This window comes from Aquimarina sp., assembly GCF_977115655.1.
On sequence record NZ_CDSBKO010000009.1, the window covers coordinates 1 to 15,018 of the forward strand.

General features: G+C 31.5%; 12 protein-coding genes. 5 read left to right on the forward strand and 7 right to left on the reverse strand.

The window, feature by feature from the left end:
* Positions 1-593: 593 nt before the first annotated feature.
* From ACZIYX_RS05330 to ACZIYX_RS05340, 3 genes are all read right to left on the reverse strand, one after another.
* Entirely contained in the window at positions 594-3,260 is a 2,667-nt protein-coding gene (locus tag ACZIYX_RS05330) for a DNA gyrase/topoisomerase IV subunit A (protein ID WP_462681169.1), read from the reverse strand.
* Between the two features lie 95 nt (positions 3,261-3,355).
* Positions 3,356-5,215: a DNA topoisomerase IV subunit B gene (locus ACZIYX_RS05335; RefSeq protein ID WP_462681170.1), complete on the reverse strand. Its 1,860-nt coding sequence runs from the start codon at positions 5,213-5,215 to the stop codon at positions 3,356-3,358.
* 224 nt (positions 5,216-5,439) lie between these two features.
* On the reverse strand, positions 5,440-6,327 hold the full coding sequence (locus ACZIYX_RS05340; RefSeq protein WP_462681171.1) for a LysR family transcriptional regulator: 888 nt from the start codon (positions 6,325-6,327) through the stop codon (positions 5,440-5,442).
* 132 nt (positions 6,328-6,459) lie between these two features.
* Between ACZIYX_RS05340 and ACZIYX_RS05345 the strand changes: the two genes are divergently transcribed.
* Genes ACZIYX_RS05345 through ACZIYX_RS05355 form a run of 3 tightly spaced genes read left to right on the forward strand, consistent with a single transcriptional unit; the run spans position 6,460 to position 7,305 of the window.
* Positions 6,460-6,852 carry a rhodanese-like domain-containing protein gene (locus ACZIYX_RS05345; RefSeq protein WP_462681172.1) on the forward strand — a complete coding sequence of 131 codons (393 nt, stop codon included), beginning with the start codon at positions 6,460-6,462 and terminating at the stop codon, positions 6,850-6,852.
* 9 nt (positions 6,853-6,861) lie between these two features.
* Positions 6,862-7,080, forward strand: coding sequence for an N-acetyltransferase family protein (locus ACZIYX_RS05350; RefSeq protein WP_462681173.1), 219 nt, complete (start codon positions 6,862-6,864; stop codon positions 7,078-7,080).
* A gap of 21 nt (positions 7,081-7,101) precedes the next feature.
* Positions 7,102-7,305 (forward strand): GNAT family N-acetyltransferase, encoded by a 204-nt coding sequence (locus ACZIYX_RS05355; protein ID WP_462681174.1) that lies wholly within the window; start codon positions 7,102-7,104, stop codon positions 7,303-7,305.
* Positions 7,306-7,511: 206 nt separating this feature from the next.
* Here the strand turns inward: ACZIYX_RS05355 and ACZIYX_RS05360 are convergent, their stop codons facing one another.
* Complete coding sequence (locus tag ACZIYX_RS05360; RefSeq protein ID WP_462681175.1) at positions 7,512-9,389, reverse strand: M61 family metallopeptidase; 1,878 nt, start codon at positions 9,387-9,389, stop codon at positions 7,512-7,514.
* Between the two features lie 133 nt (positions 9,390-9,522).
* Here ACZIYX_RS05360 and ACZIYX_RS05365 point away from each other — a divergent pair, with 133 nt between their 5' ends.
* Positions 9,523-10,311, forward strand: a complete 789-nt coding sequence (locus ACZIYX_RS05365; RefSeq protein WP_462681176.1) for an alpha/beta fold hydrolase — start codon at positions 9,523-9,525, stop codon at positions 10,309-10,311.
* On the opposite strand, the gene ACZIYX_RS05370 is transcribed toward ACZIYX_RS05365, so the two are convergent.
* From ACZIYX_RS05370 to ychF, 3 genes are all read right to left on the reverse strand, one after another.
* Entirely contained in the window at positions 10,308-11,756 is a 1,449-nt protein-coding gene (locus ACZIYX_RS05370; protein WP_462681177.1) for a response regulator, read from the reverse strand. The genes ACZIYX_RS05365 and ACZIYX_RS05370 overlap by 4 nt on opposite strands.
* Before the next feature lie 196 nt (positions 11,757-11,952).
* The gene (locus ACZIYX_RS05375; RefSeq protein ID WP_462681178.1) at positions 11,953-12,846 is read right to left on the reverse strand and encodes a DMT family transporter; all 894 of its coding nucleotides are present in this window, start codon (positions 12,844-12,846) and stop codon (positions 11,953-11,955) included.
* A 117-nt stretch (positions 12,847-12,963) separates the two neighbouring features.
* Positions 12,964-14,058 (reverse strand): redox-regulated ATPase YchF, encoded by a 1,095-nt coding sequence (ychF, locus tag ACZIYX_RS05380; RefSeq protein WP_462681179.1) that lies wholly within the window; start codon positions 14,056-14,058, stop codon positions 12,964-12,966.
* Positions 14,059-14,437: 379 nt separating this feature from the next.
* On the opposite strand from ychF, the gene ACZIYX_RS05385 reads away from it, so the two are divergent.
* Positions 14,438-14,953: a hypothetical protein gene (locus ACZIYX_RS05385; RefSeq protein ID WP_462681180.1), complete on the forward strand. Its 516-nt coding sequence runs from the start codon at positions 14,438-14,440 to the stop codon at positions 14,951-14,953.
* Positions 14,954-15,018: the final 65 nt, after the last annotated feature.

Genomic DNA, 15,018 nt, shown 5'->3' on the forward strand with positions numbered 1-15,018 from the left:
AAAAATATAGCCTATAAAGAATCTAATCAAGATGTACTTAGACGGATGCATACATTGGTATTATTGCTTTTTCTGTTTTTCTATTTCTTATCGTCAAATATGAAGATGGTTATATGCGTCATTTTATTGAAGCTTTTTTTAATCAAGTAAATATGTGGTCCTGGGTTTTGGCTTTATTTGGGGTTTCCTCTGTATTTCTAAACAGTAAAAATAATATAATTATATATTGTAACCGGGCTGTTTATCCTTTTTACATTATGCATCAAACTATAATCATACTATTGGCATATCCCCTTATACAGTGTAACTGGAATTTATTTATAAAGTTTTCCTTACTTGTCATTGGTACATTTACGATATGCTGGATTTTATATGAAGCAATCATAAAAAGATTTTATCTGCTACGTATAGTTATGGGTGTAAAACCTAAAAAAGTTACTTCTTATAAAATTAAGTAGAATTTTTTTTGATTATCCAGAAACGAACATATTTATTAAGCTATGACCTTATACAAAAAATTATAGAGAAGTTTATAACTATAGTGGTGCATAGCTTAATAGATATTTTTTTTAACTAATCCGATTGTTTACGTTCTAAAACAAACTTGCCTGCCCTCCTGCTGTATTATCATCATCTTCATCAAATGGTGATTCTGTTGATCCTTTTGGATTAGTATCTTCAGGATAAACATTTTCTTCTTCTATTACTTCAATTTCTTCAGCGGGAATGGATTCTGGTTCTTCAAACGGTAAAGGATCCAATAAATTAATTTGTTTTACCATCTGGGTTGTAAGCTGATTTCCTAAAGCTTTAATCCCTTTAATAGAAATAAACTCTTCTAGGTTCACTTCTTCATTTGGTCTTTGTTCCTTGCCCCTTATTTTGGTATATACAATTTCTGCAACTGGTATATAATCTGTAGAAACGACTTCTAAAAAGGATTTTAAATGTTCTGTTATAAAGATTTCTTCACGTTCTGTATTTTCTATTAAAAATCGTTTTACATAATATTTTTCTTTTTCTCCGTCCCAATAAATTGCAGATATTGGTTTTTTGGGCCTCCATTTTTCCAGAACAATCATATCGGGACTAAAGTGCAAAGTTAGTTCAGGTACTACTGTTTTTGCAATTCCTTTTTGGGTAATTATCAAAAGTCTGTCTTCTCCTCTAAATTCTCCCAGCAATTCTCCTCTTCCGTCTACATTAAGACGTTGTACAGACTCATCAAACCAGATTTTACGAGGTTTTAAGGTAGAAACCCCTTGTTCTTTCAACTCTACTCGTTTGATATTATATTTGGTAACTATATTGCCTTTAACTCCTCTTCCTTTAATCAACAGGTCTGCAAAATCAAGATCAAATTTTAATTTTTTAATACTTCCTGCCTGTCGTAACAAAATAGTTATTACTTCGGCTTCTCCATTTGGGTTGGCAGAAAAGTATATTACTTTTGAAAACTTTTTGCCTTGTGCCAAATCATATTCTTTGTCTCTGGTTACCCCTGTAACTGCAAAACGTTTTACATAAGATGCTCCTCCTTTACCATCTTGATAAATCATATTGTAAATAGTACGTTTGTCTTTCTTTTTAAAGACTGCAACATGAATAATATCTTTACCTATAAACGTTTTTGCGTCTACTTTGGTCACTATTAGCTTGGCATCTGCTGTAAAACAGATAACATCATCAATATCTGAGCAATCATCTACATACTCATCTTTACGAAGCGAAGTACCTATAAATCCTTCTTCTCTGTTTACGTACAGTTTTGTGTTACGAATAACTACTTTGGTAGCTTCGATATCATCAAAAATTTTGATTTCGGTTTTACGTTCCTTTCCTTTACCGTAGGTGGTTTTTAACCTTTTAAAGTAATCTATAGCAAATTCTACAAGATGTTCTAAGCTGTGCTTTATTTTTGCTATATCCTCTTCGAGAGCTTCTATTTTTTGTTGTGCTTTATCTATATCAAATTTAGAAATACGTTTAATTCGAATCTCTGTTAAGCGCACAATATCTTCTTCGGTTACTGCTCTTTTAAGGTGTTTTATGTAGGGTTGCAATCCTTTATCAATGGCTTCAATAACCCCTTCCCAAGTTTCTACTTCTTCGATATCGCGATAAATACGGTTCTCGATAAATATTCTCTCTAAGGATGCAAAATGCCATTGTTCCTGTAATTCATCCAGTTGAATTTCAAGTTCTCTTTTCAATAACTCCAGAGTATTATCTGTAGATCGGCGCAGCATTTCTGAAACCCCAATAAAATTTGGTTTATTGTCTTCAATTACACATCCTAGGGGAGATATAGAGACTTCACAACTGGTAAATGCATATAATGCATCTATTGTTTTATCGGGTGAAATACCGGGAGGGAGATGTATGAGTATTTCTACTTCTGCTGCGGTATTGTCTTCAATTTTTTTTATTTTTATTTTTCCTTTTTCATTTGCTTTAAGAACAGAATCAATTAAAGTGGTGGTTGTAGTAGAAAAAGGTATCTCATTTATAACCAGTGTATTTTTGTCTAGTTGAGATATTTTTGCCCGCACCCTAACTTTGCCTCCCCGGTTACCATCATTATAGTTTGTAAAATCTGCTATACCAGAGGTAGGAAAATCGGGTAAAATTGTAAAGCGCTTTCCTTGTAAATGCTTGATGGATGCATCTATTAATTCTATAAAATTATGTGGTAAAATCTTGGTACTTAATCCTACTGCAATACCTTCTGCTCCCTGCGCCAGTAATAAAGGAAATTTGACGGGTAAATTGACAGGTTCTTTTTTACGCCCATCATAGGATAATTGCCATTCTGTAACTTTAGGATTGTATACTACATCTAATGCAAACTTAGACAAACGAGCTTCAATATATCTGGATGCTGCTGCCCTGTCCCCGGTAAGAATATTACCCCAGTTACCCTGCATATCGATTAACAGTTCTTTTTGCCCAACCTGCACCATTGCATCTGCAATACTGGCATCCCCATGCGGGTGGTATTGCATGGTGTGCCCAACGATATTTGCTACTTTGTTATATCTGCCGTCATCCAAATCTTTCATAGAATGAAGAATACGGCGTTGTACTGGTTTTAAACCATCTTCTATTGCAGGCACAGCACGCTCCAGAATTACATAGGATGCATAATCCAGAAACCAATCTTTATACATTCCTGTTACCTTGGTGATTACCTCTTGTGGTTGATGGTTATCTGGTATAGAATCGTGATGTAGTTCTTCGTTTTCGTTTTCCAAATCCATATATAATTTCCGGGGTTATTTGTAAATTTAAAAGTGAAAGAAAATAATATTTTTAGCTATTTTACAGAAACTTGCTTATTGAATATTGTATTTTTTTATATTTCTTCTTTAATAACATCTAATTCGACTTTTAGATTATCTATAATAAAATCTTGTCGGTCGGGGGTGTTTTTTCCCATATAAAAGGACAATAAGTCTTCTATAGATCTTTCTTTATCGAGCATTACAGGATCTAATCGTATATCATCCCCAATAAAATGCACAAATTCATCTGGCGATATTTCCCCCAATCCTTTAAATCGTGTAATCTCTGGTTTACCTGTTAATTTTGTTATAGCATCTCTTCTTTCTTGTTCTGAATAGCAGTAAATAGTTTCTTTTTTATTGCGTACTCTAAACAGAGGTGTTTGTAATATATATAAATGCCCTTCTTTTATTACCTCAGGAAAAAATTGTAAAAAAAAAGTAATTAGCAGTAATCGTATATGCATACCATCTACATCGGCATCGGTTGCTATTACAATATTGTTATATCTCAAGTCTTCTAAAGAATCTTCGATATTAAGTGCTGCTTGCAAAAGGTTAAATTCTTCATTTTCATACACAATTTTTTTGCTCATATTATAGCAATTAAGGGGTTTTCCTCTTAAGCTAAAAACAGCTTGTGTATTTACATCTCTGGACTTGGTTATAGAACCACTTGCAGAGTCTCCCTCGGTAATAAACAAGGTGCTCTCCAGATTTCGTTCGTTTTTACTATCTGTAAGGTGCACTCTGCAATCTCTGAGTTTTTTATTGTGTAAGCTTGCTTTTTTGGCTCTTTCGCGAGCTAGTTTTCGAATCCCGGACAGGTCTTTACGCTCTCGTTCTGCTTGCAAAATTCTGCGTTGCAGGCTTTCGGCTGTTTGCGGGTTTTTGTGTAAAAAATTATCCAGTTTATTTTTTATAAAATCATTTATATATGTTCGCACCGATGGTAATTTTTCTCCCATTTCAGTAGAGCCCAGTTTGGTTTTGGTCTGGCTTTCAAAAATGGGTTCCATTACTTTAATGCTTATTGCAGAAACAATTGATTTGCGAACATCGCTGGCTTCATAGTTTTTGCCATAAAATTCTCGTATTGTTTTTACTACTGCTTCTCTAAAAGCTGCAAGATGAGTTCCTCCTTGTGTAGTGTGTTGTCCATTTACAAAAGAGTGATATTCCTCACTATATTGTGTTTTGCTATGGGTCATTGCAACCTCAATATCATCTCCTTTAAGATGAATAATATCATACAGTCTGTCATCTTCATTTATATTGTCAGACAACAGATCTTTTAATCCATTTTCAGAAAAATATTTTTCTCCATTAAAAATAATGGTCAAACCGGGATTAAGGTACACATAGTTTTTAAGCATCTTAACCACATACTCTGTACGATACTTATAATTTTTGAATATGGTATTGTCCGGAACAAAAGACACTTTGGTTCCTTTTCTTCGCGAAGTTTCTTCTAATATGTCCTGATTAATGAGATTTCCTTTTTCAAACTCTGCCGAAGCGGATTTACCATCCCTTGTAGACTCTACTCTAAAAAAAGAGGACAATGCATTTACTGCTTTGGTTCCCACACCATTAAGTCCTACAGATTTTTTAAAAGCTTTGGAGTCATATTTCCCTCCGGTGTTCATTTTGGATACTACATCCACTACTTTACCTAATGGTATCCCACGACCATAATCCCTAACAATAACTTTATCACCTTGTATAGAAATCTCGATGGTCTTACCACCTCCCATTACATATTCATCGATAGAATTATCGAGCACTTCTTTTACTAAAATATAAATTCCATCATCTGCAGAAGATCCATCTCCCAGTTTCCCGATGTACATTCCGGGACGCATACGGATATGTTCTTTCCAATCGAGGGATCTTATATTATCTTCGGTATATTTGGTTTCGTCGCTCATAAAAATTTTGGGTAGAATGCTGGCTAATATAACATATCACATACAAATTAAAAACAGCCAACCTACAAAGTAATTAACAAATCTACACTTAATTTTGTTGATTATTTGATATGCAGTAACTTAGACTGTTTTATGTTTTTATCTGCACCCCTAAAATAGTTATAAAAAAGGTTTTTAATTTTGAAATTATTTACGCTTTTATAGATAAAAGTGAATCGTTTCTTCTAATCCAAAAATCCCTCTTTAAAATTAGAAATAAAATCATTAATGTATTTTTTATTCTTATCCTCTTTTCTAACTACCAGATAATGAGATCTTTTTAAACCATGTTTCCCTATCCTTTTAAAAACTAAATCTTCGGATATTTTTATAGATTTTAAAGCCCATTTTGGCATACACATAACTCCCATATTTGCATTTACCATTTCTAAAGAAACCTCTGTAAGTGGTATTGCCGAAATTTTTATGGGGGTAATTTTATTAGGTTTCAAAAATTGCTCATACACAGAAACGGTTTCTAAAGGAAAAGAATGAATTATTAAATGAACATTCTCAAAATCAATCTCATTTATATGTTCTAACTTATTAAAAACGTTTTCCTTGTGCATTATAGCAAAAATTTCATCTTCAAAAAGCTTAGTACTGGATAACAAATCAGCAGAAGGTTTTGAGGTAACTATCGCGATATCAATTTCTTTTGACAATAATTTTGAAATAGGTTGATGTGTAGCCTCCAAAATTAAATCCACCTCTATATCCGGATATAATATTTCCATTTTTTGAATAAAACCAGGTAATCCCTGATAAAAGGAATAACATTCAGTACTCACTTTTATAACACCTTTAGACCCAGCTTTTATTTGCTTTATAGTATTAAACCCCTGCTCTATAGTATGTAATACTTTGTTTGCGATTTTATGTAATTCTACTCCCTCCTCAGTAAGTTTCCATTTATTTCTTGTTCTGTAAAACACTTTAAAACCTAATCTGTCTTCTAATTCTTTTAATTGATGACTTAGTGCAGATTGTGTTAAAAACAATTTTTCTGAAGAATTGGCAATGTTCCCCTCTTTGGTAATAGTTTGTATTAACTTAAAATATTTAATATCCATGTCTGCAAATTTACAACATTACTATTTTGGTCTGTCTGAAAAAAAATCAATTCCCTTTTAAGAAGATTCAATTATACTCCAAAAAAATACTTCTGTCCTATTTTACCTTTGAGAAAACAAAAATATATCCTTATGAACAAACCAATTGAATTTTATAAAAATAAGCTTGCTTATGAAATAGATGCTTCGGACCTGTTTGAAGCACTACAAAACAAAGAAAATATTATTGTGATAGATACCAGACAAGCTTTTGGGTATAATAAAGAACATATTCCTGCTTCTATTAATCTACCGCATAAAGAAATGACCGTAGAGAACACAAAACATTTAGACAAAACAAAAACTTATGTTTGTTACTGTGATGGTATTGGGTGCAATGCCTCTACCAAAGGAGCTTTAAATATGACCAGGTTGGGCTTTACTACTAAAGAGTTAATTGGCGGAATTGAATGGTGGAAATTTGATGGATACGCTACCAAAGGAACAAAACCAACAAAAGGTTCTATTATTAATTGTGCTTGTTAATATATGTATATGACCATTAGATATGCAAAAGAGGCAGATATAGAACAAATCATAGAACTGTGTGAGGAGCATGCTATTTATGAGAAGTCGAATTTTGAAAAAGATAATAAAAAAGAAAAGCTTTTTAAATATCTTTTTGGATCTAAAAAAGTATTGTATTGTATTGTAATAGAGCTAAATGAAAGATTACTTGGTTACGCTACATTTATGAAGCAATTTTCGACCTAGGACGCCTCCTTTTATATCTATTTGGATTGTTTATATTTAAAAGAAGAAATACGAGGTAAACAAATTGGTAATACTATAATGGGTATGATAAAAGAATATGCAATATCACAAAATTGCAAAACTATACAATGGCAGACTCCTGATTTTAATACTTCTGCAATTAATTTTTACAACAAATTAGAGGCAAAACCTAAATCTAAAGAACGTTTTTTTTGGCATCTATAAACACATTGTTTTATACCATTTTAACTTTGAAATAGTGCGTATAGAAATTGAATTTATTAGTGCTATTTCAAAGTTAAAATGGTATTATTGGTAATTTAGGTAGCAAAACTAATGAATCTACTATAGTTTGTGGACACGTTTTCAAATAATAAGGGTTCGTTTATAAACGAACCCTTATTATTGAACTTTTAATCATTTTACAACAACTAGCCTTTTAGCCATGCTTTTCTAAGGGTTTCCCCTTCTTTTGTTGGATTTTTGGTTATCGCAAGTTTTTTTCCTTTGGTAAAAGACTTAGTAACCTTAGTTTTAATGATTATTTCTTCTCCTGCCCTGTTTAATTTTACCTCGATATCGTCTCCTTCTCTCCACTGAAATGTAGATCCCAATATATTATTGGCATTTTGTAGCGTTAGTTTAGTGCCATTTACTTCAATAATATCATCATTAGGTTTAGCTCCATTTTCTACCCAAAAACTATTATCTTCAACTAACTCTGTAAAAAATATAGTTTCTTTTTCCTGATTGCCTGCTACAATTAAAGCTCCTGAGTTTTGAATGTAATTGGTTTCTACCTTTTCTGTAATAACTTCTAAATCAGCTTTCTTGAAAAAATCTTCATAATTAATAGGTGTTTTTCCTATAACATGGGTTTTCAAAAACTCCCCAATAGACGGGTATGTCATTGTAGTAATTTCTTCTATAATTTTATCGTCTTCAAAAGGTTTATTTTTACCATATTTTAAGGACAATTCTTTCATTAAAGATAAAATTCCGCGATTACCGTTACTTTCCTGACGTATCAAAATATCGATACACATACCTATTAATGCTCCTTTTTCATATACGTTAACATAATTAGAGGCATAAGGTTGGTCTAATATATTTTCACTCATTTCTGTAAAACTCATTGTGTCATCAAAACCGCTGGCACCTTGAATTTTATCCATTATTTTATTATAAAACTCTTGTTCTTCTACCAATCCTTGATTAACTTGAAACAAAGTAGCAAAATACTCTGTCACTCCTTCATACATCCATAAGTGTTTAGAAAAAGTTGGGTTATTATAATCAAAATAATGTACATCTTCAGAATGTACACTAAGTGGTGTTACAATATGAAAAAACTCATGGGATACCACATCTATCATTGCAGATGCCAGAGCTTCATCCGGCATTTGTTCTGGCAATACCACAACTGTAGATGTATGGTGTTCTAATGCCCCAAATCCCATAGGAGCGTCTTCATCTCCTGATGCCAAATATAAATATATATCATATCTGGGTGTACTATTAATATCCCCCAGATATGCTTTTTGTGCTTTCATCATTTTATATACCGTTTCTTTTATTTTGGCTGCGGTATGCACTTTATTTGGAGAATAAATACTCAATACAATTTTAATATCCCCTACCATAAATTCTTCTACATCCAGATTTCCATACATCATAGGGTTATCTGTGATCTCAAAATATCTGGATGCCAAATATTTATCTGTTGTAACAGATCCATCGGTATTGGTATCAGATCCTAATTTTTGTAAGGCAGAAGTTCTTTTCATGGTTGTAGGAGCTTTTACCTCTAAAGCATATTGATTATTCTTTAATACATCAAAATAACCAATAAATCCATGAAGATTTAATACATAATTTTCTGTTTCGATGTTGGTTCCTGATGGAGAAAAAGGAGTTCCTTTATCGGTGTTTTCTATATCATAAGTATCATTTACTAAATAACTTATTTTATCCAATTGTCTGGCATTAGGAATAACCCAGGTATTATCATCCTCTTTTTCTGTTTTAAGCTCTTTACCATCATAATCAAAAGCCTTAAAATCATCTATAAATTTTCCAAAATCACTAACCGCATAAGTTCCTTGCACAACTTTGGGAATATAGTATTTTACTGTATCCTGAACAAATCTTCCCGGGTTAATAAGTACCGGTACTTTGTCTTCTTTTACCTGAGTTAAATCTATAGCGGTTACTATTGGTAAGTTTGTTGCTATATCATTTGTGGGGTTCTTGGTTCCACAACCAATTAATAATAGGCCAATTAAAATTTTGGCAAACGTTTTCTTCATTGTATAAAATTAACTGTTTACTATTACCCAGACTTCAAAAAAAGTCTGATGTTTCGAGTTTAATTGTGCAAAATATACAATTTGCACAGACTTTAGCTTATTTTTAGCATTTTTTATAATAAAATCATAAATTTTGGATATAATAATAGAAAAACATCGGTTACGATTTTCTAAAGATTTTGCGTTACTTGATCCGAAGAAAACGACTATTATTTTTTTACATGACTCTTTGGGGTGTATTGAATTATGGAAAAAATTTCCTGAGCAAACCGCACTTAGAACAGGTTGCAATACTATTGCATACGACCGGCAAGGGTATGGAAAATCGGATCCTTTTGTTATAAAAAGAAGAGGACTTGATTATTTAAAAAAAGAAGCTCATGTTTTGGGCAAAATACTAGAAAAGATTCCTGAAAAAAAAGATATTGTGTTATTTGGGCATAGTGATGGCGGAAGTATTGCTTTATTAGCTGCTGCTTTGTTTCCGGAAAAAATAACTGGTATTATTACAGAGGGAGCACATGTATTTGTAGAACAGGAAACTCTTAACGGGATTAAAGCTGCCAAACAGGCGTACATGGAAACTTCTTTAAAAGAAAAACTATACAAATATCACGGCGATAAAACAGATACTGTTTTTAGGCTGTGGACAGAAACCTGGCTTTCTGAAAAATTTAACTCCTGGAATATTGAACAATATTTGCCAAAGATAAAATGCCCTTCACTAATAATTCAGGGAGAACAAGATGAATATGGTACAATCAATCAGGTAAAATCTATTATTAACAATACTTCTGGAGAATCCAACTCGCTTATAATACCAAAAACCAAGCATACTCCTCACAAAGAAAGCCCAGAGATTGTTATTAAAAATGTTATATCCTTTATGGAGAATATAAAACAAAACAAACAAGGTTATTAACGTATCAAATGTTTGGCTATAATATTTTTAAGATCGTTTTTGTTTAATGGTTTGTTAATAATATCATTCATTCCTATTTGCAGACACTCTTCTTCTACTTCACTTAATTCTGATGCAGTAAGAGCTATAATAGGTGTGGTTTGATCAAACTCTCTGATACGTCTGGTTGCTTCTGTTCCGTTAAGATATGGCATGTTAAGATCCATTAAAATAAGATCAAAATCTTCTTTTTGAACCATTTGCAATGCATTAAAGCCATTTTCAACTATAGTACAATCATATCCAATTATATTTAAGAGGTTTTTTGTAACAATTTGATTGATCTTATTATCTTCGGCAACTAATATTCGCCTGTAAATATTATTTATTTTATCGGCATGTATGTCTGTTTCTTGTTCTTCTTTGATCTTTATTATTTCTAGCTTTAAATCAAAGTAAAAACAAGTACCTCTGCCTTCTTTACTATCCAAATAAATTTGACTATCCATCATTTCAAGAAGGTTTTTTACAATAGACAACCCTAACCCTGTCCCTTCAGATTTATTAAATTCCCTGCCTACCTGAGAGAATTTTTCAAATACAAATTCTTTTTTATCGTCTGGTATTCCTACTCCGTTGTCTTCTACTTCATACCGAATAGTTATCCAATCTTTTTCTAAAGAAATTATTTTAATTCTAAGCCATATTTTACCATTTTGGGTAAACTTGGAAGAGTTACCTATTAAGTTAATTAAAATTTCAGATACTTTAAGTGAATCTACTTGTAGAATATCTGGTAATTCTTCTGGTATTTGAAGGATAAGCTCATTATTTTTGTTTTTTGCCTGATAATCAAACGAATGAAGCAAATTTTGAGAAAGCTTAAGAAGATTGGTAGGTGTTTTGGTTAATTTTTCATTATTAGACTCTATCTTGCTTATTTTAAGAACCTTATTGATTAGATCTAACAAATAATCCCCTGAAAACTTTAATGATCTCAATAATTTTTTATGTTTTAGAGCAATATCATTTTCTTCTAATAACAATGTTGTAATGCCAACAACACCATATAAAGGCGTCCTTAACTCATGGCTTACAGTAGATATAAATTGAGACTTTGTATTGGTAAGTTTTTCTGCTTCTATTTTGGCTTCAATTAACTCTTCATTTTTCTTTTTTAGATCGTCATTGTTTTTTTTCTCTGATTTATATTTTTTAAACAAGAAAAGTATGATCCCCAAAAAAAGGATTAGTACCACAGAAAAAATATTTATAATCATTTTTTTTGCAGCTATTTCCCCTATGATTTTTTCATCATTAAAAGCTGTTTGAAATTTATCCCCTGTATTTTGGTTTTGATCTGTTTCAGATTTTTCTTCACTGCTATTTTGTAGTAATATCATTTCATTAATGACACAATGAATTTGTCCATATCCAATAAATACAAAACAACATAAAAATGTCATTATTTTTAAGCCCCTATTACTCATAAATCCCTACAATCTAATTTTATTATGCTACTTTTTTTTAATAAAGTGCATACATTATCCCAATATGGAAGCAAACACTTACAAATTAGGCTGTTAAATTAATGAAAAAAATATTAACTCTATTCACAAATGTCATAGTTACTTCTTATACCTTAATAAATCTATTTATGGATCATCTATCTTTCTTAGTAATAACATATATTCCCAAAATAACAACTACAGCTCCAAAAACCTGAATATGAGATAGATTTTCTCCTAAAAAAAAGTATGCAAGAACAATTGTAGATACAGGTCCCAAACTTGCAATGATAGAAAAATCAGAAGCCCCTAATTTTGCAATAGCTGCCGAAACCAGATAAGATGGAATAATGGTTGAAAAAACAGCTATTATAATACAAATAATATATAGCTCTAAAGGGTAGTTTGTTAGATCCTGCCTGTCAAAAACCATATATTGAACTATGATACATAAACAAGATACTATCATTGCATAGGAAGTGAAGGTTATAACTCCAAATTTTGGAATCAGCCATCCGCTACCAACCAAATAAGCTGCATACATAAAAGCACTCAAAAAAATAAAGGATATTCCTAAAATAGTATGGGTATTATCTATTTGTAATTCACCCCAAAAAGTAATTACTACTCCTATATATGCTATTATGATAGCATATAACTGTTTATTTGTTATTCTTTTTTTTAAAAATATCCATGAAATAATAATAACTAATGTTGGGTAGGTAAAAAGAATTATTCGTTCTAACCCTGCTTTTATGTATTGCAATCCCAAAAAATCAAAATAACTGGCCAGATAATACCCTGCAAACCCAAAAAACAAAATCCAGAGGTAATCTGAATTTTTATTTTTTTGTGCTTGTAATGGTTTTTTGTATACAGCAAAAACTAAGTATATTGGTAACGAGAAAAGCATTCTAAATAATAATAAGTGTTCAGAGCTTATATCATATTTATATGCCAACTTAACCAAAACTGCTTTTGCAGAAAACAAGACTACTCCAATAATGGCTAAAATAATTCCTTGAGATGATAATCTGGTATTTTTCATCTGTCAAAAATATAAAGAGCTTGTTTTTAATATTTCAATATAAAAGCCATTATTACGATAGCCAAAAAAACCTTTCCGGAAATTCCGGAAAGGTTTTTAAAATCAAAATATTATTTTTTATACATTAAATAAGAAATGCATAACATCACCATCATTTACAATATAAGTTTTGCCCTCTACTCCTAATTTTCCTGCTTCTCTGGCTTTAGCTTCGCTTCCATACTTCACAAAATCTTCATATTTAACTACTTCTGCACGAATAAATCCTTTTTCAAAATCTGTATGAATCACTCCTGCTGCTTGTGGTGCTGTTGCCCCTATATTTATTGTCCACGCCCTAACCTCTTTAACACCTGCTGTAAAATAAGTTTGTTGATCTAGCAATTTATACGCTGCCCTAATCAATACAGAAGCACCCGGTTCTTCTAAACCAATATCCTGTAAAAATATTTTTCTTTCCTCATAATCATCCAATTCTGTAATATCTGCTTCTGTACCTACTGCCAAAACAATTACTTCTGCATTTTCTGTTGCCACCGCAGTTTTAACTTTATCTACATAACCATTACCAGAAACAGCAGCTCCTTCGTCTACATTACAAACATATAGTACTGGTTTATCTGTAATAAATTGCCCCGGAACAACATAAGCATTACGATCGTCTTCAGAAATATCGAGGGCTCTAATTGAAATCCCTGCTTCCAGCCCTGTTTTTAGTTGTAATAAGATAGATTCTTCTTTTTGGGCATCTTTATTACCTGTTTTGGCTGCGCGTTTAACTTTTTCTAATTTTTTGTCTACACTCTCTAAATCCTTAAGTTGTAGCTCTATATCAATAGTTTCTTTATCCCTAATAGGGTCTACAGAACCATCAACATGAACAATGTTGTCATTATCAAAACATCGTAAAACATGAATAATAGCATCTGTTTCTCTAATATTACCCAGAAACTGATTTCCTAACCCCTCTCCTTTACTTGCACCTTTTACCAAACCGGCAATATCCACTATTTCTACAGTAGCGGGAATCACTCGCTCCGGATTCACTAATTCTTCTAATTTTTGTAATCTTGAATCCGGTACATTAACCACACCTATATTAGGTTCTATTGTACAAAAAGGGAAATTAGCACTTTGCGCTTTGGCATTAGATAAACAATTAAACAATGTTGATTTTCCAACATTTGGTAATCCTACGATTCCTGCTTTCATTATATACAAATTAATAAGGTTTGGGATATTCTAAAAATTGTACTCCCAATTTTGAGAATGCAAAGATAATGGTATTCTTACATAGTATACAAGTACAGTTTCATCTGTTTATCATTTTTGTTTTTGAAGCTTTATAAAACAATTAAGTAAATTATACCGGTTACTTCATTTAACTTTTTGATTTGGTATTAAAATCAACAATCCCAGAGCAAACTTGCAAAGTCTGTTTGCGAAAATATATTTTGCTTTTGAGGTAACCCCAAAATAACGCCATCTTCAATGAGGAATTAAAAAGTTTTTTTGAGAATACTTGTTTAGACAAGCTAAATTTTAGCATTTTTTATATTTTTTGTAATTTTATAGGCTAATAAATACACAAATGAAAACTTTAAAAATTATAATAGCAATCTTAATTACCAGTACTACTTTTGTTTATGCTCAAACAGAAGAAAATAAAGGTCAGGAAAATTCCTCTGAAGAAACTATAACAAAAATCATACGTATCAAAGGGGCCAATGGAGAAGAAAAGGTAATAAAAAAACAAGAGGTTGTTATTACAAAAAGTGAAGTAAAGCTTAATCCGGAAGATGAAGGAAAAACCGATCAATCTGCTATATATATGGATAAAGAAGTAATAATAAAAGAATCACTTGCCTCTACTGAAACAGGAAGCTATACAAAGATTCCTGATGAAAAAGGTTTTGTAATTACCTTTTTTAATGAATCTGACAATCAAATTGCTAAAATGAGACCCCTTAGTAAAGGATATTATATTGTTAATTTTGGAGATAACAATAATTGTCTTGGTTATTTTGATACAGACAAAAACTTTATTATTGAAAAATACGATTCTAAAATAGATCAGGTTACAGTGGTGGTATACAAAGCCAAATAGATAATATTAATAAATATTACATCCAAAATTTCTTTTCTAAAAAAATCTAAAAACTTTTTTCAAGA